Origin of the sequence: Glycomyces tenuis DSM 44171, from assembly GCF_000427885.1 — a bacterium.
Classification (GTDB): domain Bacteria; phylum Actinomycetota; class Actinomycetes; order Mycobacteriales; family Micromonosporaceae; genus Glycomyces; species Glycomyces tenuis.
On the sequence record NZ_ATYW01000023.1, the window covers coordinates 106,689 to 128,440 of the forward strand.

Genomic DNA, 21,752 nt, shown 5'->3' on the forward strand with positions numbered 1-21,752 from the left:
GTGGAGGGACTCACATGCTGAGTGCCGCCGCCGTGGATCTCCAACGCTCCGATGTGCGGGAGTTCGTCCCGCAGCATCCCTCGTTCCCCAAGCTGGCCGCGCCCCTGCGCACCGCCGCCGACCACGTCGAGCGCCGATGCGGGCCCCACCCGCTGCGAGGCCTGCGCCCCTGGCTCGACGGCACGGCGGCCCCCGAAGGGGTCGACCTGCCCGGCTCCGCGCTCGCGGACGGCAGCCGCATCGGCGAGCTGCTGGCCGACTCGGCCCGCCTGTGGGGCGGCTCGCCCCACGCCTCGGCCGCGCTCGCGTGGAAGACCTACTGCTACTGGGTGCTCGTGCCGGCCGTCCTCGGCTACGTCTCGGCGCGGCGCGTCCCGCTGCTGGAGGCCGACAACTTCGTCTTCACCATCAGCGAGGACGAGCCGATGTTCTCGGGCCGGCAGATCCGGCCCCGGTTCACGGCACTCAGCGACGACCCGATGGCGGGCACGCCCGGCGTCGAGACCGTCGCGGGCGAGGACGCCCTGCTGGAGCGGATGCGCGCCTCGCTGTTCGACGAGCACCTCGACCCGGTGCTGGAGGCGATCCGGCGCGAGGTCCGCATCGGGCGACGCACGCTGCTGGGCTCGCTGGCGTCGGGCATCGCCTATGCCACCGCGAACTGCTCGAGCGCGGGCCGCGAGCCCGCGGAGGTGGTCGCGAAGAACCTGCTGGAGACCTTCGGCGTCGCCGAGCTGGTGGATGTCGCCACCGACGAGCACGGCCGCCTCGTCTACCAGCGCCACACCTGCTGCCTGGCGTTCACCATCGACGGCTGCGGCACCTGCTCCACCTGCTGCGTGCAGACCGAGCACCGCTGACCGAGCCACGGGCCGCGCACCGAACCCACCCCCGACCACCTTCAGGCGGCGCGAGCCGCGCTCATCGGCCCTGCCCCGAGCACTCCCGCGATCGCGGTCCCACGTCCCAGCCCTGCGCCCGCAGGCGCCGGCGAGCACAGCGGCCTTATACCCATCGCGCTCCTTGCAGGCGGAGCGCCGTAGGCCGTTTGGTAGATTTGCGGATGCCCTGAGGGCCTGGAGGGGTCGCATAGTGGACTAGTGCAGCGGTCTTGAAAACCGCCAAGTCGGTAGCCCCGGCTTCGTGGGTTCGAATCCCACCCTCTCCGCGTGGTAATTCCTCAAGACATCCGAAACGGTCCGACCCCGCCTGGGGTCGGGCCGTTTCGTTTGTTCAGCGGGCGGTGTCGTCGGCTCGGTTCTGAGGCCGGTGGTCGAGGGTGAGAGCTTGAATCGGCTCGCCGGTGGCGGCGACGCGGCCGCCGGTCCGGGGCACGCTCTCCGGGGATTCGCCGCGGGCCGCGCCCTCCGTCGGTTCCGATGGCCGGTTCGGGGCCGTGCTCGCTCGGGCGTCCTGCCGCGGGCCGCGTTCCCCATCCGTCCCGATGGATTCGGCCCTGCGCACGAAAAAGGACTCAGCACCCCGGCACGGTGCTGAGTCCAGGCACCTAGAGTAGCTGAATGCCGCAACATGCTTCACTCTCGGGTCGAGATATTCACAAGATCGTTACCCTTGCACACCGGTGCACCCAGGTCGACGGGATCGAACCGTTCAACGAGCAGACGATGCTCGCGCTCTCCAGGCCGCCCGTGCCGTACCGACGGCATTTCATTGTGCCCCATGGTGAAACGATCATCGGATACGCCCAGATCGAGACCGTCGGCGAGGCCGCGAGCGCCGAGTTGGCGGTCGATCCGGACCACCGGCGGCGCGGCGTGGGCCGCGCGCTGCTGCGAGAGGTCCTCACCTCACTTGAGGCGGAGATCACGAAATTCAAGGTGTGGGCGCACGGCGACCTGCCGCCCGCCGCGGCTCTGGCCACTTCGGAGGGACTCGAACGGGAACGGGTGCTGTTCAAGCTCAGCCGAGGAATGGAGGGCTTCGAGTGGCCCTCGGCGTGGCCGCCCGGGACGCCGGACGACTGGCCGAGCGGCGAAGGGCCCGCGTTGACGCTGCCCGAAGGGGTGTCGTTGCGGGCCTTCGAGGCCGGGGAGGACGACGAGGAGTGGCTCCGGGTCAACGCCGCGGCCTTCGCCGAGCACCCGGAGCAGGGCCGGTGGACGGCCGTGGATCTGCGGGAGCGCGAGAACGAGGCGTGGTTCGACCCGGAGGGCCTCATCGTCGCCGAGGACGCCGACGGCATGCTCGGCTTCCACTGGACGAAGGTCGAGGACGGCGTCGGTGAGATCTACGTGCTCGGCGTCGACCCGCGCGCGCAGAGCACCGGCCTTGGGAAGACTCTGACGCTGGCCGGGCTCGCCCACTTGGCGGCGCACGGCGTCCGGCAGGTCGACCTCTACGTCGACGAGTCCAACGCCCGCGCGGTCCAGCTATACCGCTCGCAGGGCTTCGAACTCGCCCGCTCCGACGTCCAATGGGCGAAGCGGACGCCGTGGCCCTCCAAGTCGTAGGAGCATGGAGTCAGAAATCCTATATTGTATGACTTCATATGGATTATGAATTAAATGCGAGGCTTCCGGCGGTCGGCAGTGGGTTCGCGGTGATTCGTACTCGCGTTCCACTCTGTGCGAGCGCCGCGTTCCACCGCGTGGGTGGCCCGTGCCCGAGGCGGTGGGGCCGATGTCGATCGCGGCGGCATCCTCCGTGTGGGCGAGCCTGCGGCCGAGCCGCCTTCCGCTCTGCGTGAGAGCCGCATACGGGGCCGGTCTCCCGGCCCCTCCTCAGGCGTGCGAGAGGGCCGCCGCCGGGTAGCCGTCTTCGCCGGGAAGGATCAGCCGCGGGCGGTCGCCCTCCATGTTCAGGCGCGGCAGGATCGGCGACATGTCGCGCTGCTCGGCGGCGGCGAACACCTCGCCGACGGTCGAGTAGCGGCTCAGTTCCGCGAGCGTCGTCGCCTCCTGCATCGACATCTGCCCGCCGTACTGGCACACGGCCTGCTCGGGGCCGATCCACGTCGCGTACTCCGGCTCCCTCACCCGGACGCGCGGCTGGAAGCCCTCGGCGAGCGTCGCCACGTAGATCCAGGCGTCGAAGCGCACCGGCTCGTACTCCGGCGTGATCCAGCGCGACCAGGCGCGCTGGAGCGCGACCATCGCGCCGGTCTCCTCCTCGACCTCGCGGACCCCGGTCATCGCCACGTCCGGGTCGTCGGGCTTGTGCCGCCCGCCGGGGAAGCCGTAGCGGCCGGTCCGCGGGCGCCGCTCGCCCTCGCGCTCGACGTCGTCCGCCCACCGCTCGCGCACCGGCTCGAGCGGCTCGCCCCCGCGCTCCGTGGCCGAGCCGAACGGCTCCTTCGCGGTGTGCCGCAGCAGGAAGACCCGCAACGGCGCCTCACGCAGCAGCACGACGGCCGCCGCACGCTCGGGTTCCGCCGGGGCGCCCTGATCCCTGAGGCGGGCCCGGGCTCGGGCGGCCGAGGAGCGGTCGACCGCTCTGAAGTCCCACTTCCCGTAGCGCTGGATGGACATAGACCCCACGCTAGCCGAAGCGCGGGGCCGGGCCCAGTGCAATCAGCGAAACTAGAAGATCCAGCTGATCGGGTAGTACATGATCGCTCCCACCAGCCCGGCGACCGGGAAGGTGAGGATCCACGCCATGACGATCTGCCGCGCCACGCCCCATCTGACGGCGCGCTTGCCGCCGGTGGAGCCGACGCCCATGATCGACGAGGTGATGATGTGGGTGGTCGAGATCGGGGCGCCGATCTGGGTGTTGGCGAACAGCACCACGGAGGCGACGGTCTCGGCGGCGAAGCCCTGCGGCGGATGCAGGTCGATGATCCTGCGGCCGAGCGTCTTGATGATGCGCCAGCCGCCCTGGTAGGTGCCGAGCGCGAGCGCGAGAGCCGCGGCGATGTAGACCCACCACTGGATGTGGGTCGCGCTGTCCTGGTAGCCGCCGACGTAGAGGGCCAGGACGATGATGCCGATGGTCTTGGCCGCGTCCTGCATGCCGTGGCCGACGGCCATGGCGGCGGCCGAGATCGTCTGCGCGTGGCGGAAGCCGCGGTTGAGCTTGTCGGGGCGGCCCTTGCGGAAGAGCCAGTAGACCGCGAGCATCACCACGAAGCCGGCGCCGAAGCCGATCAGCGGCGAGACGACGGTGGGCAGGGCGACCTTGGCGAGCAGCCCGCCCCAGAGGACGGTCGCTCCTCCGACGAGGGTGGCGCCGGCGACACCTCCGAGCAGCGAATGCGAGGCCGAGATGGGCCAGCCGAACCACCAGGCGATGTAGTTCCAGCCGATCGAGCCGAGCACGCCGGCCAAGACGATGATCAGGCCGTTGTCGGAGACCGGCAGTTCCACCAGCCCGTCGGCGACGGTCTTGGCGACCTCGCCGCCGAGATAGGCGCCGACGAAGTTGCCGACGGCGGCCATCGCCAGGGCGGTGCGGGGTTTGAGCGCGCGGGTGGAGATGGAGGTGGCGATCGCGTTGGCCGAGTCGTGGAAACCGTTGGTGAAGGCGAAGAGCAGCGCCGCGGCCACGGCCGCCGATACCGCTATGAGGTTGGCGTCCAAGTCAGGATTCCTTGACGTACACGGCTTCGATCACGTTGCTGACGTGCTCGAAGGAGTCGCAGGCGGCCTCGAGCTCGTCGGCGACCTCTTTGAGCTTCATGACGGTGAGGGCCTCGTACTCGCCGGAGTACAGGCGCACCAGGAGCATCCGGTAGGCCCGGTCGCCGTCGTTCTCGAGCCGGTTGCACTCGACCCAGTACTCGGTCATGGTCCGGCTGAGGCCCTTGAGCTTCGGCATGTACTGGGTGAGCAGGTCGGCCTGGGAGTCGAGCACGGAGATCTGCTCGATCATCTCGCGCGGGAGGGCCGGGAGCTCGGAGAGGCCGTAGAGGTAGACGAGGTTGGAGGCGGCCTCGATGTGGTCGAGGACGTCGTCGAGCTTGCCCGCCAGGTGGTGCATGTCGGTGCGGTCCATCGGGGTGACGAACGTCGAGTTGATCTTGTTGAAGAGGCGGTGGGTGAGCAGGTCGTTGTCGTGCTCGACGTCGACGAGGCGCTCGGAGATCGATTGGAAGTCGGGCTTGTCGTCGCCCAACTCGGAGAGGATCGAGACGCCGCGCTTGATGTTCTCGGCAGCCTCGGAGAAGAAGGCGTAGAACGCGTCGTCTTGAGGTTTCAGCGAGAAACGCACTGGGCACCTCGGTCTTTCGTCGTCGGGCTGTCCTCACTGTACCGATTTGGCATGAGGACGGCGGGAAATCATCCAGCCGAAGGTAACACCTAGGTGAACTGGTTCCAATAGGCCGAATACAGCTGTGTGCAGGTACACGTAACCGCTCTAAGCTGGGGTTACACACGAATTCACCGTGAATTCACCACATGTTCATCTTCAGGGACGGCGCGTCTCCGATATGGCCGGGCATTGCCTGTCAGGTGACCTTATGAAGGCTCCGAACCACTCTCCGCGAGCCTGCTGAGCGCTCCGGCGACGGCGTCGGACTTCGTCGTGTACCACATGGGCGGCAGCGAGTCCCGCAGGAAGCGACCGTAGGACCGGCTGGTCTCCAGCCGCGAGTCGAGGATCGCGACCACGCCCCGGTCGGTGGTGCGGCGGATGAGCCGCCCGGCGCCCTGGGCGAGCCGGATCGCCGCGGCGGGCACCGAGACCTCGGTGAAGCCCGAGCGCCCCGCCTTGTCGGCGGCCTCGGAGCGCGCCGCGGTCAGCGGCTCGTTCGGGCGCGGGAACGGGATCCGGTCCATCACCACCAGGCGGCACGTCATGCCCGGCACGTCGACGCCCTGCCACAGGCTCATGACGCCGAGCAGACACGTCGACTCCTCTTCCTTGAAGCGCTTGACCAGGCTCCCGAGCGTCTCCTCGCCTTGGAGGAGGACGTCGTAGTCGACGTGCGAGCGCAGCAGCTCCGCGGCGGCCTCGGCGGCGCGCTTGGAGGAGAACAGGCCGAGCGTCGCGCCCCGGCTGGCCTCGACCAGGCGCAGCAGCTCCTTGCCGGCCTCTTCGGACAGACCCGAGGCGGACGGCCGCGGCAGGCTCGAGGCGACGTAGAGGATGCCCTGCCTGCGGTACTCGAACGGCGAGCCGACGTCGAGCGAGGACCAGTCAGATTGATCGGCGGCCAGGCCGAGGCCACGGGCGACGGTGTCGAACTTCCCGCCGAGCGTGAGCGTCGCCGAAGTGGCGATGACGGTCCGGTCCTCGTACAGCATCGCCGAGAGCAGCCCGCCCACCGACAGCGGCGCGGCCACCAGCTGCGGCCCGTTCGGCTCGGACCAGATCACGTCCTCGGGCGAGGGCGCGACGCAGCGCCCGGCGGTCTCCACGGTCTCGACGATCCCTGCCTTGAGCTGCTGGGCGCTGAGCTGCTTCCTCGTCTCGGAGTCGAGCGTGCCCATCAGCGTCGTCGCCTTCACGCAGGCCGAATTGACCAGGTGCAGCGCCTCGGTCAGCGGCCCCGGGAGCTCACCGGAGAAGCGGCGCTCCCCCACCAGGTTCAACGCGTTCTCCAGCGAGTCGGCGGCCTCGCGGATCTGGTCGGCCGCGTCGGCGTCGATCAGGCGCCGCCCGCGCTGCGCGAGCCAGCGCAGCCGGGCCGGGGTGAGCTCGGCGCGCGCCGCCGAGGTCACGCGGTCCACCAGCTCGTGCGCCTCGTCGACGATCAGGACGGTGTGCTCGGGCAGGACGCCACGCTCCTTCATCATGTCGATCGACAGCAGCGCGTGGTTGGTGACGATGATGTCGGCCTCGCGGGCCCTCGCCCGGGCGGCCTCGGCGAAGCAGTCGGGCCCCTGCGCGCAGTCCTTCACGCCGATGCACTCCGAGGACGTCGTCGACGCCTGTCGCCAGGCCCGGTCGCTCACGCCGGGGTCGAGGTCGTCCCGGTCACCGGTGTCGGTGTCGTTCGCCCAGTCGAACAGCCGCTGCACCTGCTTGGCGAAGGAGCGCTGCCGCCCGGCCCACTTGAGCTCCTCGGTGCCTTCGAGGGTCCCGTCGTCCTCCTCTTCCTCACCGGCCATCTTGCGTTTGCAGATGTAGTTGTGACGGCCCTTGAGCAGCGCGAACGTCGGCGTGCGGCCCAGGACGGGCGCGACGGCCTCCACCAGGCGCGGCAGGTCGACGGCCACGAGCTGGTGCTGGAGCGCCAGCGTCGCCGTCGAGACCACGACGGTCTCGCCCGCCGCGAGCGCGGCGCACAGGTACGCCAGGGACTTGCCGGTGCCGGTCCCGGCCTGCACGAGCAGGTGGCGGCCGGAGTCGATGGCCTCGGCCACCGCCTCGGACATGCGGCGCTGGCCGTCCCGGGTCAGGCCGCCGGGCGTGGCGGCCACGGCCGCGTCGAGGACCGCCAGGGCCTCCTGCCCGACCTTCGACCCCGCGGTCTCCTCGGTTCGTGCGGTCATCGCTGCTCCACCGGCTCCTCGTCGACGTCCTCGGGGGTCTCCTCGTCGGCCGTCTCCTCGGCCTCGGCCTCGCGCTGTCTGACGCGGTAGCGGTGGAGGGCCCGCACCGTGCCGTTGACGATGGCCAGCAGGGGGACGGCGACGAGCGCGCCGATGATGCCGAAGGTGAAGCCGCCGCCGGTGACGGCCAGGACGATCGCGAGCGGGTGGAGCTTGACGGCCCGGCTCATCAGGACCGGCTGGAGCAGGTTCGACTCCAGCTGCTGGACGGCGAGCACGACGCCGAGCACGATCAGGGCCGTGATGAGGCCGTTGGGGTGGCCGATCAGGGCGACGACGACGGCGACGGCACCCGAGACCGTGGCGCCGACGATCGGGATGAACGCGCCGAGGAAGATCAGCGTCGTCAGCGGCAGCCACAGCGGGACGTCCAGCACCCACAGCCAGAAGCCGATGGCGATCGCGTCGACGGCCGCGACGATGATCATGGTGCGCATGTACTGCACGAGCGTCGACCACCCGGCGGCGCCGGCGTAGCGCATGGGCTCGCGCCCGGCGGCCGGGATCATGCCGGTCACGAACTGCCAGATCCCCCGGCCGTCGCGCATGAAGAAGTAGGTGGTGAACAGGACCAGGAACAGGCCGGTGAAGAAGTTGCCGAGCCCCGAGGCGGTGGATCCGGCGATGGAGAGGCCGTTCTGGACGAGCATCTCCTGGTTGTTCTGGAGCCACTCGACGATGTTGCCCTCGGCGTCGTCGAGGGCGTTGGCCACGAACTCGTCGTCGAGGCCGAGCGGGCCGGTCTCCAGCCAGTCGCGGGCGCTGGTGAGCCCCTCCGTCACCTGCTCGGCGAACCGGGGGATGCCGTCGATGAACTGCACCACCACGAAGTAGACGACGGCGACCACGACACCGAGCCCGCCGATGAGCACCAGGAGCGAGGCGATCGACTTGTTCCAGCCGTGGCGGATCATCCACGCCGAGACGGGCTGGAACATGGCCGCCAGCAGGAACGAGATCGCGACCGGGATGACCACGACGGTGACCTGGCTGAGCAGCCAGAACACGCCGGCCACCGCGGCGGCGATGATCAGCAGCCGCCAAGACCAGGACGCGCCGACGGTCAGGGACAGGGGGACGTAGCGGTGCTCCGGGGAGCCCTCGTCGGCCTCCTCTGCGGGCGGCTCCTCGGCGTCGCCCGCCTCGAGCGCGCCGCCGTTCCCGTCGCCGTTCCCCGCGCGCTGGACGTGGGGGTTGAAGCGCAAGCCGATCCACAGTTGCCTGGCACGTGCGGTGGTGCGACGGAATCGGCTCACGATGTCTCCAAACGACACTGGATTACGGCTCCGCGAACGTTGCCGAGGGTGCGGGTGTGACGTCTTCAGTACGGTACCGCCTGAGTGCGAGAGCGGAAAGGCTGACCGCGCCCGGGCGGGCGTGATCGCCGCCGCTCAGCGCGCCGCGCGGGCCCGGGTGGGGCGCGGCGGTGGCGGTAGGCTCGTTCGCTGTGACCGATACTCCGCTGGACGCCCACACCGGGCTGCCGATCCGCCTGCTGCACGACCGGCTCCTGGCGCGACAGGACCCCGACGCCGAGCGCCGCTCCTCGGGCGGCATCGTCATCCCCGCGACCGCCGCGATGGGGCGGCGGCTGGCCTGGGCCGAGGCCGTCGGCGTCGGGCCGCTCGTCCGCTCGGTCGAGGCGGGCGACCGGGTCCTGTTCGACCCCGAGGACAAGGCCGAGGTCGAACTCCAGGGCCGCACCTACCTGCTCATGCGCGAGCGCGACATCCACGCCGTCGCCGCCAAGCGCGTCGACGAGGACGCCACGGGGCTCTACCTCTGATGCGCGTCGCGGTCCTCGGTCTGGGGCTCATCGGCGGCTCCGCCGCGCTCGCCCTGGCCGAGGCCGGGCACGAGGTGATCGGCTACGACACCTCCGCGCGCACCCGCGAGGCGGCCGCGGAGCGCTTCGCGGTCGCCGACGACCCGGCCGCGTTGCGCGAGGCCGACATCGCCGTCGTGGCTGTGCCGATGGACTCGGTGGCCGCGGCCGCCGAGGACTTCGCCCCCGGTCGCTTCGAGGGCATCGTCACCGACGCGGCCTCCATCAAGGGGTTCGTGCGGCGGTCGCTCGGCGGCCACCGTTTCGTCGGCGGGCATCCCATGGCGGGCAAGGCGACCGCGGGCTTCGACGAGGCCGAGGCGGACCTGTTCCGCGGACGCGCGTGGGCGCTGTGCCTCGACGAGGACACGGCGCTGGCCGACTGGACGGCCGTGGCGAGGCTGTGGCTGTCCGTCGGCGCGCGCGTGGTGCCGACGACGTCCGCCGCCCACGACCGGGCCGCGGCGCGGATCTCGCACCTGGAGCACCTCGTGGCCGCCGCCTTGGCGCTGGTCGCCGACGATCCGCTGTCGCGGACGCTGGCGGCCGGGTCGTTCCGCGACGCCACCCGCGTCGCGGCGAGCCCGGCCCGGCTGGTCGAGGGCATGGTCGTGCACAACCGGGCCGAGCTGCTGTCCGCGCTCGACGGGCTCGGCCGCGAGCTCGGAACGGCGCGGGAGCTGGTCGAATCGCGTCCCGGCGAGACCGGAGCGTGGCTCGAGCGGCCCCGGCGCCTGCGCGAGACCTGGCCGCCCGAGCCGGGCGAGGCCGAGCCGCTGCCGCTCACCCGGGCGGACCTCTTGGCGCTCGGCGAGACGGGCGGCTGGCTCGAATCGATCGAGGACATTGATGTCGCCACAGTCCGTCGGCCTCGCGTAAAGTCCACCCCATGAGAAAAATCGATCAGATCGCCGACCAGTACGTCGACGACATGCTGGCGCTCAGCCCGATGACGGCCACCTACATGGGAGTGCCCGGCTCCGACCACCTGCTCGACGACCTCTCTCCCGAAGGCAACGACGCACAGGCCGAACTCGCCCGCAAGGCGATCGCCGACGTCGAAGCGGTCGAACCGGTGGACGAGCGCGAGCGCGTCGCCAAGGAGGCCATGCTCGAGCGGCTGCGGCTCCAGGTCGAGCGCCACGACGAGGGTGACGCCTACCTGAGCTTGAACGTGCTGACCTCCGGCGTCCACGACGTGCGCCAGATCTTCGACCTGATGCCCCATGAGGGTGAAGAGGCCGCGGCGAACATCGCGGCGCGCCTGGCGGCCGTCCCCGAGGCATTCAAGCAGTACACCGAGACGCTGCGCGCCGAGGCCGCCGAGGGCCGCGTGGCCGCGAAGCGGCAGGTCCTGGAGGTCGCCAAGCACTGCGACAACTGGAACGGCGCGGGCGGCGACGACTTCTGGTCCGGCCTGATCGAGCGCGTGACCGTCGACGGCGAGCCGATCACCAAGGGCAAGTTGAAGATCGACTTGGGCGACGGCGCCAGTTACGCGCGGTGGGCGACCACGAAGTTCGCCGAGTTCCTGCGCAGCGAGCTGGCGCCGCAGGCCCCCGAGAAGGACGCGGTGGGCCTGGACCGCTACTCGCGGGCCTCGCGCTACTTCATCGGCGCCGAGATCGACCTCGCCGAGACGTACGAGTGGGGCTGGAAGGAGCTGGCGCGCATCGAGGGCGAGATGGCGGCCGTGGCCGAGGCGATCAAGCCGGGCGCGACCGTCGAGGAGGCCATCGCGCACCTCGACGACGACTCGGAGCAGAACGTCGCCGACAAGGAGGCGTTCCGCGAGTGGATGCAGGAGCTGGCCGACCGCACCATCGCCGAGCTGGCCGACACGCACTTCGACATCCCCGAGCCGGTCCGGCGCATCGAGTGCATGATCGCGCCGACCGAGGACGGGGCGATCTACTACACCGGACCGAGTGAGGACTTCTCTCGTCCGGGCCGGATGTGGTGGTCGGTGCCGGGCGGCCAGAAGACGTTCTCGAAGTGGCGCGAGGTCACGACCGTCTACCACGAGGGCGTGCCGGGCCACCACCTCCAGATCGGGCAGATGCAGACCCGCTCGGAGCTGCTCAACCGCTTCCAGCGCAACCTGCTCTTCTCCTCGGGCCACGCCGAGGGCTGGGCGCTGTACTCCGAGCGCCTCATGGACGAGCTGGGCTACTACGACGACGACCCGGCCGGGAAGCTCGGCATGCTCGACGGGCAGGCCTTCCGCGCCGCCCGCGTGGTCGTCGACATCGGACTCCACTGCGAGTTCACGATCCCCGAGGACAACCCGTTCGGGTGGCGCCCGGGAGAGGCGTGGGACGCGGACAAGATGTTCGAGTTCATGCGGGCCCACTGCCGCATCGAGGACGACATGCTCCAGTTCGAGTGCAACCGCTACCTCGGCTGGCCCGGGCAGGCGCCGTCGTACAAAGTCGGCGAGCGCCTGTGGATGGCCGCCCGCAACGACTACGCGGCCCGCCAGGGTGAGGACTTCAGCCTCAAGCAGTTCCACACCGACGCGTTGAACCTCGGCTCGATGGGCCTGGCGCCGTTCGCCGAGGCGCTCAAGCGGATCTGATCCGGCGACACCAGACGCGATCGCGCAGGAGAGGGGCGGCGGGCGAACCCGCCACCCCTCTCCCATGCGGACCGGCCCTCGCGCGGCGGGACCTCAGTTGGCGTGCTCGAGGCCGAGCTCCATCTCGTCCTTGCCGTACCAGGCGCGGAGCCGATCGGCGCCGCGGCGCATCGCCGCGATCTCGGCGGCGGTGAAGCCGCGGTGGCGGTAGGAGTCGATGACGACCCTGTCGGCCTTCAGCGTCGCCTTCCAGTGGCCGACGAGCTGGCCGTCCAGCAGGATCACCGAGTTGAAGCGCGGCCGCTCCCCGGCCTTGGCGAGCGGCAGCGTGTGGTGCAGCACCCAGTCCTTGGTGTCGGTGTAGGAGCACAGCATCTCGTCGAAGCCCTGCACGAAGTCCACCACGGGGCCGCCGTCCCTCGGCTCGGGCCGCTCGGTCTCGAAGTAGCAGGTGCGCCCGCCGATCTCGATCGACTTGAGGTCGAGCTCGGCGACCGCGGCCTTCGCGTCGGCGACCTTGAGGCTCGACCAGCGCGTGAAGTCCTTCAGCGTCGCCGGCCCCCGCGAGGTGTAGAAGCGCCGGGCCAGCTCCCTGACGGCGTCCTCGCGGTCGATCGCCCCCGGCGGCACCCGCTCGTCGAAGTTGGCGTAGGTCTGCTTCCCGCCCCTGGGGGTGCCCGAGCAGATCGCCTCGGTCAGCTCGGCGTGCATGAGGATGTGGATGAGCCGCTGACCGGTCGGGTCGCTGATCCCGGCCTCGGCCAGCGCTTCGGAGGCCTCCTCGCGCGTCAGGTGGCGTCCGCGCGTGGCCTCGGCGAGGATCTCGTCGCAGCGCACCAGCGCGGCCTGGTCGATGCCGAGGGACTTCGTCATCGAGGCGTGGACCTGGAGGACGCGGTCGGCGGTGGCGGCGAGCATCATGCGCAGGTCGACGGCGGGGACGGTGTGCCAGGTCGTGCGCAGGACGTGGGTGCGCAGGACCGTGCCGTCCTCGATCAGGGCGTCGACCGCCTTGAGCGGGGCGTACGGCACGGCGGCGTCGGAGGAGGCGGCGCGCATCGCCGGGGTGAGCTTGTAGGCGATGACCTCCTGGGACTGGACGGCCCCGAGGTGCGCGAACGCCTCCATCGGCGTGGCGTGCTTCTCACCCCACAGCCGCTGGGAGTGGGCGCGCCAGGCGGCTACGTCGCCGGGCTCGAGATCACGGGTTCGGCGGGTGGGTGGCTCCATGGGCACATGCTATACGCGACAGGCGACGCGAGCCTCCTACTGAATCGGTGCGATCCGGTGGACAAACGTTGCAAAGAGCAGCCACACTGGTGGTATGTCGCTTCCCCAAGCGGTCTTGAGGCTCTCGACCGACGTGCTCGCCGATATGAACGACGACGAGCGGCTGGCGTTCGCCTATGCTCACGGCCCCGCCCTCTCCGGTTTCGGCGACGACGCCGAACTCGTGTGCGTCTGGGAGACCGAGACCGTCCCCGAGGAGGCCAGCGACGAGGCGGTGCACCTGACCGTCGCCAGGTTCGAGGAGCTGCTGGACTCGCTCATGCTCGGCGAGGGCTGGTACGAGCCGAGTGCGGAGGCCTTGCACGTCATCGCCCGCTTCGCCGACGGGACGCTGCTGGCCGACGACTCCGAATGGGGCTCGCGGGCGCGCGCCGAGGTGACCGAGTTCCCGCAGGCGCTCGCGGACGCCTCGCGGACGGCCGTCGAGCGCGAGGCCGAGGAGATCGCGAAGCGCTTGAGCGACGCGCAGGATCCGTGGGACGTGGCCGAGACGCTCACCGGCGGGCTGCACCGGGCGTACGTGGCGCTGTTCGCGGCGGCCGGGCACTTCTTCCCCGGCCGGGAGCACCGCAGGGAGTACGTCGAGCGCTACCTGCTGGGCGACGAGGTGCCGGAGGCCGAGGCGGCCGTGTGGGCGGCGGCCGAGGCGCCCGCGGCCGAGCGGGGCGACGCGCTGGCCGAGGCGTGGCGGGCGCTTGCCAAGACCGTCCTGGACAACTGCTAAGCGGCGCTGCCTGGCGGCCTCGTAGAGCGCGATCGAGCCGGCCGCGGCGGCGTTGAGCGATGAGGCGGCGCCGCCGATCGGGATCCTGGCCGTGGCGTCGACGGTCTCCCGCCAGGCGCGCGACATACCGTCGGCTTCACGTCCGATGACCAGCAGCGTGGATCCCGTCAGGTCCTCCTCGGCCAGGTCACGCTCGCCGTGCTCGTCGGTGCCGACCATGCGCACGGGCTCGGCCTGCGCGGCGACCCATGCCGCCACGTCGGCGGGCCGCTCGGCGTGGGCGACGCGCATGGAGAACAGCGAGCCGGTGGAGGCGCGCACGGTGCGCGGGTCGAACAGGTCGGCCCCGTGACCGGTGGTGACGACCAGGTCGGCCTCGAAGGCGTCGGCCGAGCGGATCAGCGAACCGAGGTTCCCCGGGCTCCCGGGCCGGTCGAAGACGACGCCCAGGAACCTCTCCCCCGCCTCGACCCGCTTCAGGGATGTGTCAGGCATCGAGACGACGGCGAGCAGCTCGGGAACATCAACGTCCTTCTCGCCGAGCTCGGCCATGAGCTCGCGCGAGACGGCGTAGACGTCCGCGCCGCTGGTCTCCAGCACCTTCCGAGCCCACTCGGACAGCCGCCGCTCGGCGTCGAACAGCACGTCCTGGAACTCCCAGCGGTGCTCCAAGGCCAGGTCGATGGGCCGCACGCCCTGCACGAGGAAGCCGCCCACCTGGTTGCGCTTCTTCCGGTTGCCCAGGAGCGCCTCCCACTCCTGGAACCTGGCGTTCCTGGTGCTCACCCGCAGCTGCTTGCCCATCCATCCCCCTCACGACACCGAACGCCCATTCTACGGAGCGGCCCGACACCGATGACCTAGCGCACAACCTCATACCCGCTTGCAGGTGGCTTTCCCGCACGGGTAAGCTGGTGCGCGGCCTGGTCGTACAGACCAGACAGGCGCCCCTAGCTCAACGGATAGAGCATCTGACTACGGATCAGAAGGTTGGGGGTTCGAATCCCTCGGGGCGCGCCACCATCACAGAAAGGCCGGTCGCAGACCGGCCTTTCCGCTTGCTCGATTGAGCCCCGACCGGCACCGGTGACAGGTCTCCCGCCGGCGTTTCCCGTGTACGCCGCGCATCGGCGCCATGGCCTCGTCGCGTTCGATTCCGGTGAACCAGGCTCTAGACGACCCCCCAGGCTTCTTCATCGGCGTCGTCCTCTGAAGGGTCGAGCGAAGCATCGTCGGTTCGGGCGTGGATCTCGTCCAAGATGCCTCTGGTCCTGAAAGGCAGCGAAGCGTACATCGCACTGGTCCGGATGGCGTCCACCAGTTCGTTCGCCTGCGGTGCACTGGAGTGCTCCTGAATCCACAGCGCGGCGAGCTGCACCAGCCTGCGCCGCTCGGCCGACTTCAGGCCGAGCGGCCACAACGCGAGCGCCACGGCCCCCGCCCGGCTCTTGAGATAGTGCTCCCCGAACCACTCCAACGCGCCGCTGAGCAACGTGCGCTGGGCCTCGTCACCGCACCATCGCAAGCTCACGACGTCGGCGAAGAGGACGCCTCCTTCGGGGTTCGTCGCCGCCTGCCCGGCCGCGGTCAAGATGAGCTTCTCGACCCGCCGCGCCCGGCCGTCGCCGACCGCCCCCTCGCGTTCCAGGAAAGCCCCGATCCCGGCGATGACGGGCCACGCGGTGAAGTCCATCGCGCGTGTGTCGGCCCAGGCGACAACTGCTCCCAGCAACTGCTCGCGCTCGGCTCCGCTGAGGCCTTCCATATCGAGGCATCGGTTGAACAGCTTGGCGGCTCTCCGCTCCGTCTTCGGCCGTCCTCCCCACTGGACCACGAAGGCGATCACCCGGCGGCGTTGCGCGGGGTTCAGATGACGGCATCTCGTGAGCCCGTCGATCAGGGCCCATCTAGCGGCGTCTCCACGGCCGTCGTCGTATTCGAGGGCCTCGATCGCGGTACGGACCAGGGGCTCGGCTACCTCGGCGGGAGTGTGGGGCTGAGCGATGACGCTCGCCAGCAGACGGCTCTGCGCGGTCGTCAGAGAGAAATCGGTGAGTTCCGGCTCGGCGAAGGGCAGCAGATCCGCCACTTGGTCGGCGGTGAGCTCCCGGCGCAGGAGAGACCAGAGCAGCGTACGGGTGGAACGCTTTCCGCCATGGATTTCAAGCCAGGCCAGCGCACGCGGCAGCACACGGCTCGCTCGGAAGGAGGACACCCCCATGGTCCTCGCGAGTTGGAAGTACACTTCTCCGGCCGTCTCCGCGGAAGCATGAATCTCCAGCCATCTCAGCGAGCGCTCCCGAACGGCGGTCCATGTTTCGGCCGGGAGCCTGAACGCATGCGCCTCGGCGAGGACAGGGCCGATCTCGACTACCTCGTCCATGCCGTCGAGATGCTCGATTGCATGTCGCAGCAACGGCTCGTCGCCGGCCACACGCTCCGAGTCCGGTTCGAGCTCCCAATCGAACGGCTCCGTGTTCAGGGGTTTCACCCGGTGGGTGCGCAGCGCGACTCCCAGCACGCGGGAGTGCCCGGCCTCGGTCAGACCCTCCCGGGCGAGGAGCTTCGCCAGCAGGTACCGCGGTTCGTACTTGCGGTGGTACTCCAGTTTGGTCACGCCCGACTCATAGCGGCGCTCGATGATGTCGAGCATGTTGGTCGCCCACGCCAGCGACGCCTCCAGCACGAATTCCAGCTGCGCGTCGGTGAGCGAAAGGCGCACCAGCGCCTGCAGGACATGGGAGGCCTCGGGATCGGCCGATCGGTTTTCCAGCCAGACGCGAGCTATGTCGACCAGGGCCGTGCGCTGAGCGTCGGACAAGTCCTCCCGTCGGCACACCAGCCTGAAGACCTCCCTGGCGTACCAGTCCTCGGCATGGGATTCCAAGTAGGCGAGAGTGAACGGCACCAGGTTTTGAAAGTCGTCGGGCAGTGCCGCTTCCCGGTCGAGGAGGAGCAGGGGTTTCAGCACGTAGTGGGCCCTGCCCAGCCGTTGGTACCGCCGCAGCCAGCGCTCGGCGGCCGCGAACACTGCAGTCCGGTCCCATTCGAGTTCCCCTTGGTCGCGCGCCCGCCACAGCGCCGGTCCAATCACATTGGACGCGGTCGGCAGATCCGCGTGGTCGCGGAGCCAGACGAGTCCTCGTTCCAAGGCCTGGAGCAGTTGTTCCCGCCACTCCGTACTGGATCGAGCGGTCCTTAGGAGGATCGAAAGGTACCGTGCTTCCTCATCCGGGGTGAGGTCTTGGCGCTCCAGGAAGGCCTCGGCGATCCGCCGGTGCGCGGCCCACTTGCGTTTGCCCTTGCCGGACATCCATCGCTCCGCCATTTCAAGGGCCGTCATCACATCGGCCCGGCGCAGTTCCGGTCGCCTGACGAGGCGTGACAAGACGTTGGAGGGCCCTTCGTGGTCGGGCGAGGCCTTGCCCGCGTCGATCCAGCGGTGGAGCCATTCGAATGCGTGGTCTATCAGCGATTGGATCTCCGCACCGCGCCAGCCCGGCTCGTCGAGGAGCCTCCTGATGATCTTGTCCGCGTCGTCCTGCGCGCTGTTCGACTCCAGCCAGCGCAGCCCGCTGAGGCAGATCTGCCTCCGGCGGCCCGGTTCGAACCCACCGATATGAAGCAGGTGCTGAAGGACGTCGAAGGGCGGGATGCTCGGTGGTTCGGCCGCTCCGTCGTCGTCTTCGGCTACACCGATCGCCGCCGCCGCGAACGCTTCCCGGACGGGTGCTCGCACCGCCCCCGGGAACTTCTTGAAAAGCCGGAAAATGCCCGCCTGCAGACGGGTGTCCTTCACGAACTCGGGAAACGACTCCAGTTCCTTCGCGACGCGTTCGGCGGCCTCGTCGGCGCTTTCCTCATCGAATGCGCCGCGCCGGACCAGGAGGGAGAGCACCTTTCTGGCATCGTCCACGGGACGCGGGTGACCGAGCCAGTCGAGTGCGTCCCTGCTGAACTGAACGGTCGGTTCTCTGCCCGCATGGTAATAGCCGAGCAGGGCCAAGACCACGCTCGTGTTGATGTTCCTTGATCCGAATCCGCCGATCCAGCGCGAGACGGAAATGAGGACCTCATCGGCTTGCTCCGATGTGACGGCCTGGTTCTGCCGGTATTTGCGCTGCTTCCCCTCCAGGCCTGGGCGCCGGGCGTGACCGGCCAACGCGCCGCAGACCTCAGGCACCGCCCAGTCGTCGGGGTTGGCGCGCAGCCAGGCCACCCCGCACCGCACCATTTTTCGCTCCTCGTCCAGCTCAAGGTGCTTGGAGCGGATCTGGAGCGTTCGGACCAGAACGGAACGGATCACGGGTTCGATGGCATGCGTTTCCAGCCAGGGCAGCAGGTGCGGAAGCCAAGCGGCGACCGCGTCCCGGTTGCACACGTGCGAGGCGACGCTCCAGGAGGCACTGCTGTCGCCGTTGGCTTCGAGCCATTCGAACGCGAAGGGCAGCGCCTCGCGAAAGTGGTTCTCGCGTCGGACGGGGTCCTTGAGCAACGCCCGGAGCACGAACTTCGCGTCTTCGGTCCTGCTGTTGCGTCGCAGCCAGTCCCGTGCCGCCGACAGCACGTCGTCCCGTTGTCGCGGTGTGAGCTTCTTGTTGATGATCAGCGGTGCCAGCACCCGCGTCCCGCCTGGGCCATCGTGCCTGGAGATCCAGTCCAATGCCCGTTCGACGACGAGGTGAAGATCCGGCTTGGGCAGTGAGCGGTCACGGATGAGCGCGCCGAGGACGGGAGCGGCGGCGTCGGTGTGGTCCTCGGTCCACCGTATGGCGGTGTCGCGAACCTGCCTCGCCCACTGCTGGTCTGGGGAACGACGCCCGAGAGCGGCCGCGAGCAGCGGGCCGTCCGGTGCTCCGAGGTCACCGGAGAGCAGGTCGGCGGCCAGAGTGCGCCAGTCCGCGGGAATCTGGGCCGGCTTGGGAAGCGCGGCGAGGCTCGCCTCGAGACGAGACCGGCCGACCGCGGGGTCCGTTTCGCTGGAGAGGTACTGATGCGAAAGCGTCTTCAAATGGTCCGAAGCGATCGCGTACCACGGTGGCCCCTCGAGCATGGCGGGGATCAGTCCGACCTCGTCGCCCCGCTGGGCCTCGAATGCGACGGCGAGTACGCCGATCGCTCTCCCGTGCTGCTCGACCCAGTCGTGGCACTTGGCTTTGAGCAGCGACTTCAAACCCTCGTGGGGGTAAGCGTCCACCAGACGCCGAATGCCGTCGATGAGTCTGCGCGCCGACACCGGATCGTCGAGAGCGGCCTGGAAGATCCACTCCGCGGTCGTCGAGAGCGCCTCGCCGTCGGGTGCCAGCAGGGCTCGGGCCAGCATCTCGTCGGCGATCACCGGGTGCAGGGGATGCGCGCTGCCGTCGTGTTCCTCCAGCCACCCGCGGCTGACGAGCAGGCCGACCAGTGCGTCCGCTTTCTCGGGGCTTCCCGCGTGCTGGAACAGGTGGCCGACAGCGCGCTGGACGCGTTTCCGGGGCTGCGGGGCGACCATCATGGCCATGGCCGCGCCGGCGGCGAGGCCGACCCGGTCCGGGTCGCCGCCTTCCCCTGCGGTGAGTCCGTCGTCGGCGAGGTGCCGTGCGATCCACCGCGAGAGTTCCGAGCCGCCCTGCCGTCCCGACTTGCGGACGCCGATCGGTTTGCGGTCCGAGTCGAAGGCGAATGCCGGAGCGATCCGCAGGGCCAGGCCGGGGCGCAGTCCGCAGGCGGTTCTGGCGCTCGCAAACACATCCTCTTCGAGGCGGTTGAGGCCACCGACCTGGGCGATGATCGCGTCGGTCACCGTTCTGAGGTGGCTGTCGCCGAGCGGCGCCGGCACCAGTTTGAACCTCGCGTCGCCCGGGAGCCGGCTCCCGCTGCCGCCGTCGGGAGCCGCGGTGAGGACGACGACCGTCTTGCCGCCGCTTCCACCGACGAGCGCGGCCTGACGCGCGACGGCATGCGGATCGAGATCGATATCGCGCTCGGGCTGGCCGCAGACGAGCAGGACGCGCCGCTCGGCGGCTCGCGCGGCGTCATGTGCCAGTTTTTCGACGGGCAGGCCGCTCGCGGGGACATGGTAGACCGCCCATCCGCGGTTCGCCGCCGCCTGAGCGGTCTCAAGGCACAGCCTGGTCTTGCCGGATCCGGCCGGTCCGCTGACCATGACGTGCTCGCCTCGGGCGAGCCTGTCGAGGATCCGGCGCGGATGGGCGGGGTCGTCGGCCCAGGGGGCGATGAACTCCAGCATCTCAGATCGCAGATGGCTTTCGAGCCCGGTGAGGGAGGCCAGGTACCGCTGATGGGGCACGACCTCGAGCGGCTCGTCGGCACGCGCCTCCTCCTCCGTCATGTCGATCAGATCGACACCGTGCCTGGCCAGGGGCTCGGCCAGGGCTGGATCGCGGAGCGAACCGAGTCCGACCGCCCAAGCCGTCTCCTTGGCGTCCTCGTAGGCGACGAAGACGCCGACGACGTGGCCGCCGCGGGCGGTGACGACCGCGGACCCGGACATCCCTTTCAGTCCTTTGGAGACCGCTCGGTTCGATTCGGGCGGACGCTGCTCCAGGCGCAGCTCGAAGAGGTCGGTCTCTTCGCCGGAGCCGAGCATGACCCTCCCGTCCAGCTGCTTGCGCCGCGCGGGAGTGCCCTTGCGGGCGAAGTAGTCGGGGAAGCCGAGACTGTGGAAGTCCAGGGATGCCAGGCCTTTGCCGAGCACCCGCAGCGAGGGCGGCGAGGTGGTGAGTTTGAGCGGCCGCGCCAGTTCGACGAGCGCGATGTCCTTGTCGCTCAGGCGGTCATCCTCGTCGAAGCCGGAATGCACGTGAACGGCTGCGGCCTTCTTCGACATCCCGCCGTCCAGTGGCGCGACGTACAGGCCGGCAGGGGAGGTGCCGAGGTCGTGAGCGCAGGTGAGGATCAGGTGTGGCGCGATGACGACGCCGCTGCCGATCAGCAGGAGTGCGCCTTCTTCCTGACGGACGACTCGAACGAAGCAGCCGATGTCGAGCTGTCGAGTGGTTTCCAATGACGTACCTCGATTCTCTCGGGGGATGTCCGGTCTCAGATCGGGCGGCGGCCCGAGAGCCGCACCGGCTCGTCCTCGTCCGTTCGGGCGGAGAGCTCAAGGTGCAGCCGCTGAACCGAGACCTTGGAGACATCGCCCTTCGCCGAGGCTCCGACTGAGAAGACCTTCCAGCTCAGGCCCCCTTCGGCTCCCTTTGTCACGGTCAGCTCCAGGTCGAGGTCGATCTTGTCCACGGTGAACCGGACCTTCTCCCCGTCGCCGTCCCTCATCGCCTCGGTGAGCTGGGATCGCAACGCCTTGATCGCTTCAGCCAGTTCGACGTCCAACTGCTGTTCCTCCCATGAGTCGGTTCGCGGGAGCCCTCATGGTAGCGAATTCGGACAGATATTTGGTCCCTGCGACTTTGCGGCACAACAAGATCAATTCCATGACGTTTCCTGAGCTTGATTTTTAAGCTTGTGTGTTGGTGAGGCGCCGGTTGCGTTGCGCGATGGTTTTATCGCGCTTGGCTTTCTTGCCTGGGTCGCGGATTGGTGCCTTGTGGCGGTTGTGTCGGCCGGGTGGGCGTCGGGGCCGGGTTTGGAGGGTGGGGCTTACCCCTTTGGTGTTGACACCGTCCTATGCGGCGATGGCGAGGCTAGCTTGCCGTTGTTCGTAGTCGATCGGTGAGATCTGGCCCAGAGACGAGTGTCTCCGGGTCGTGTTGTAATCGGTGATCCAGGACTCGACCTGGAAGCGAGCCTCCAATGCGTTCGCGAAGGTCCGGCGTCCTTGCAGGACTTCTCGTTTGAGCGTGGCGTTGAACGATTCGGCGAGGGCGTTGTCAGCCGAGGATCCGACCCGGGCCCGCGATTGCATGACGCCAAGTT

General features: G+C 69.5%; 15 protein-coding genes, 2 tRNA genes and 1 pseudogene. 8 read left to right on the top strand and 10 right to left on the bottom strand.

The window, feature by feature from the left end:
- Positions 1-14 precede the first annotated feature (14 nt).
- From YWW_RS0121940 to mshD, 3 genes are all read left to right on the top strand, one after another.
- Positions 15-860 carry an IucA/IucC family C-terminal-domain containing protein gene (locus YWW_RS0121940; RefSeq protein WP_051326173.1) on the top strand — a complete coding sequence of 282 codons (846 nt, stop codon included), beginning with the start codon at positions 15-17 and terminating at the stop codon, positions 858-860.
- Between the two features lie 218 nt (positions 861-1,078).
- A tRNA-Ser gene (locus YWW_RS0121945) sits at positions 1,079-1,168 on the top strand.
- Between the two features lie 352 nt (positions 1,169-1,520).
- Positions 1,521-2,471, top strand: coding sequence for a mycothiol synthase (gene mshD, locus YWW_RS32230; RefSeq protein ID WP_081687665.1), 951 nt, complete (start codon positions 1,521-1,523; stop codon positions 2,469-2,471).
- A 270-nt stretch (positions 2,472-2,741) separates the two neighbouring features.
- Here mshD and YWW_RS34430 read toward each other — a convergent pair whose 3' ends face one another.
- From YWW_RS34430 to YWW_RS32240, 5 genes are all read right to left on the bottom strand, one after another.
- Positions 2,742-3,488, bottom strand: a complete 747-nt coding sequence (locus tag YWW_RS34430) for an NUDIX domain-containing protein (RefSeq protein WP_026931797.1) — start codon at positions 3,486-3,488, stop codon at positions 2,742-2,744.
- Positions 3,489-3,539: 51 nt separating this feature from the next.
- Entirely contained in the window at positions 3,540-4,538 is a 999-nt protein-coding gene (locus YWW_RS0121965; protein WP_026931798.1) for an inorganic phosphate transporter, read from the bottom strand.
- 1 nt (position 4,539) lies between these two features.
- Positions 4,540-5,169 carry a DUF47 domain-containing protein gene (locus tag YWW_RS0121970; protein WP_026931799.1) on the bottom strand — a complete coding sequence of 210 codons (630 nt, stop codon included), beginning with the start codon at positions 5,167-5,169 and terminating at the stop codon, positions 4,540-4,542.
- A 248-nt stretch (positions 5,170-5,417) separates the two neighbouring features.
- Positions 5,418-7,397 (bottom strand): ATP-dependent DNA helicase, encoded by a 1,980-nt coding sequence (locus YWW_RS0121975; protein WP_155830325.1) that lies wholly within the window; start codon positions 7,395-7,397, stop codon positions 5,418-5,420.
- The gene (locus YWW_RS32240) at positions 7,394-8,713 is read right to left on the bottom strand and encodes an AI-2E family transporter (protein WP_155830326.1); all 1,320 of its coding nucleotides are present in this window, start codon (positions 8,711-8,713) and stop codon (positions 7,394-7,396) included. Before YWW_RS32240 ends, YWW_RS0121975 begins: the two co-directional genes overlap by 4 nt.
- A 191-nt stretch (positions 8,714-8,904) precedes the next feature.
- On the opposite strand from YWW_RS32240, the gene YWW_RS36530 reads away from it, so the two are divergent.
- From YWW_RS36530 to YWW_RS0121995, 3 genes are read left to right on the top strand one after another with little or no spacing between them, the layout of a single operon-like run.
- Positions 8,905-9,243 carry a GroES family chaperonin gene (locus tag YWW_RS36530; protein WP_026931801.1) on the top strand — a complete coding sequence of 113 codons (339 nt, stop codon included), beginning with the start codon at positions 8,905-8,907 and terminating at the stop codon, positions 9,241-9,243.
- A complete protein-coding gene (locus tag YWW_RS36535) occupies positions 9,243-10,175 on the top strand; it encodes a prephenate dehydrogenase (RefSeq protein WP_026931802.1) in 933 nt (310 codons plus the stop codon). The genes YWW_RS36530 and YWW_RS36535 overlap by 1 nt, the downstream gene beginning before the upstream one ends.
- Entirely contained in the window at positions 10,172-11,860 is a 1,689-nt protein-coding gene (locus YWW_RS0121995) for a DUF885 domain-containing protein (RefSeq protein ID WP_026931803.1), read from the top strand. The genes YWW_RS36535 and YWW_RS0121995 overlap by 4 nt, the downstream gene beginning before the upstream one ends.
- 93 nt (positions 11,861-11,953) lie before the next feature.
- Here the strand turns inward: YWW_RS0121995 and YWW_RS0122000 are convergent, their stop codons facing one another.
- Positions 11,954-13,090 (bottom strand): winged helix DNA-binding domain-containing protein, encoded by a 1,137-nt coding sequence (locus tag YWW_RS0122000; protein ID WP_026931804.1) that lies wholly within the window; start codon positions 13,088-13,090, stop codon positions 11,954-11,956.
- A 94-nt stretch (positions 13,091-13,184) separates the two neighbouring features.
- Between YWW_RS0122000 and YWW_RS37585 the strand changes: the two genes are divergently transcribed.
- Entirely contained in the window at positions 13,185-13,874 is a 690-nt protein-coding gene (locus YWW_RS37585) for a hypothetical protein (protein WP_026931805.1), read from the top strand.
- Here YWW_RS37585 and YWW_RS38075 read toward each other — a convergent pair.
- A pseudogene (locus YWW_RS38075) lies at positions 13,869-14,678 on the bottom strand (TrmH family RNA methyltransferase); the annotation flags it as partial. The gene YWW_RS37585 and the pseudogene YWW_RS38075 overlap by 6 nt on opposite strands.
- Before the next feature lie 140 nt (positions 14,679-14,818).
- On the opposite strand from YWW_RS38075, the gene YWW_RS0122020 reads away from it, so the two are divergent.
- Positions 14,819-14,894 (top strand) — tRNA-Arg (locus YWW_RS0122020).
- A 151-nt stretch (positions 14,895-15,045) separates the two neighbouring features.
- On the opposite strand, the gene YWW_RS0122025 is transcribed toward YWW_RS0122020, so the two are convergent.
- The 3 genes from YWW_RS0122025 to YWW_RS0122035 all read right to left on the bottom strand — a co-directional run.
- Complete coding sequence (locus tag YWW_RS0122025) at positions 15,046-20,883, bottom strand: trypsin-like peptidase domain-containing protein (protein WP_026931808.1); 5,838 nt, start codon at positions 20,881-20,883, stop codon at positions 15,046-15,048.
- 35 nt (positions 20,884-20,918) lie between these two features.
- Positions 20,919-21,209: a trypco2 family protein gene (locus YWW_RS32245; RefSeq protein ID WP_035700261.1), complete on the bottom strand. Its 291-nt coding sequence runs from the start codon at positions 21,207-21,209 to the stop codon at positions 20,919-20,921.
- Positions 21,210-21,501: 292 nt separating this feature from the next.
- Positions 21,502-21,752, bottom strand: a 251-nt coding sequence (locus YWW_RS0122035) for an integrase core domain-containing protein (protein ID WP_155830328.1), incomplete at its 5' end; no start/stop codon positions are given.

Excerpts from the sequence above, each read along its gene's own strand:
- YWW_RS37585 (WP_026931805.1), top strand. The coding sequence starts at position 13,185 with ATGTCGCTTCCCCAAGCGGTCTTGAGGCTCTCGACCGACGTGCTCGCC.
- YWW_RS0121995 (WP_026931803.1), top strand. The coding sequence starts at position 10,172 with ATGAGAAAAATCGATCAGATCGCCGACCAGTACGTCGACGACATGCTG.
- YWW_RS34430 (WP_026931797.1), bottom strand. The coding sequence starts at position 3,488 with ATGTCCATCCAGCGCTACGGGAAGTGGGACTTCAGAGCGGTCGACCGC.
- YWW_RS0121975 (WP_155830325.1), bottom strand. The coding sequence starts at position 7,397 with ATGACCGCACGAACCGAGGAGACCGCGGGGTCGAAGGTCGGGCAGGAG.
- mshD (WP_081687665.1), top strand. The coding sequence starts at position 1,521 with ATGCCGCAACATGCTTCACTCTCGGGTCGAGATATTCACAAGATCGTT.
- YWW_RS0122000 (WP_026931804.1), bottom strand. The coding sequence starts at position 13,090 with ATGGAGCCACCCACCCGCCGAACCCGTGATCTCGAGCCCGGCGACGTA.
- YWW_RS36535 (WP_026931802.1), top strand. The coding sequence starts at position 9,243 with ATGCGCGTCGCGGTCCTCGGTCTGGGGCTCATCGGCGGCTCCGCCGCG.
- YWW_RS0121940 (WP_051326173.1), top strand. The coding sequence starts at position 15 with ATGCTGAGTGCCGCCGCCGTGGATCTCCAACGCTCCGATGTGCGGGAG.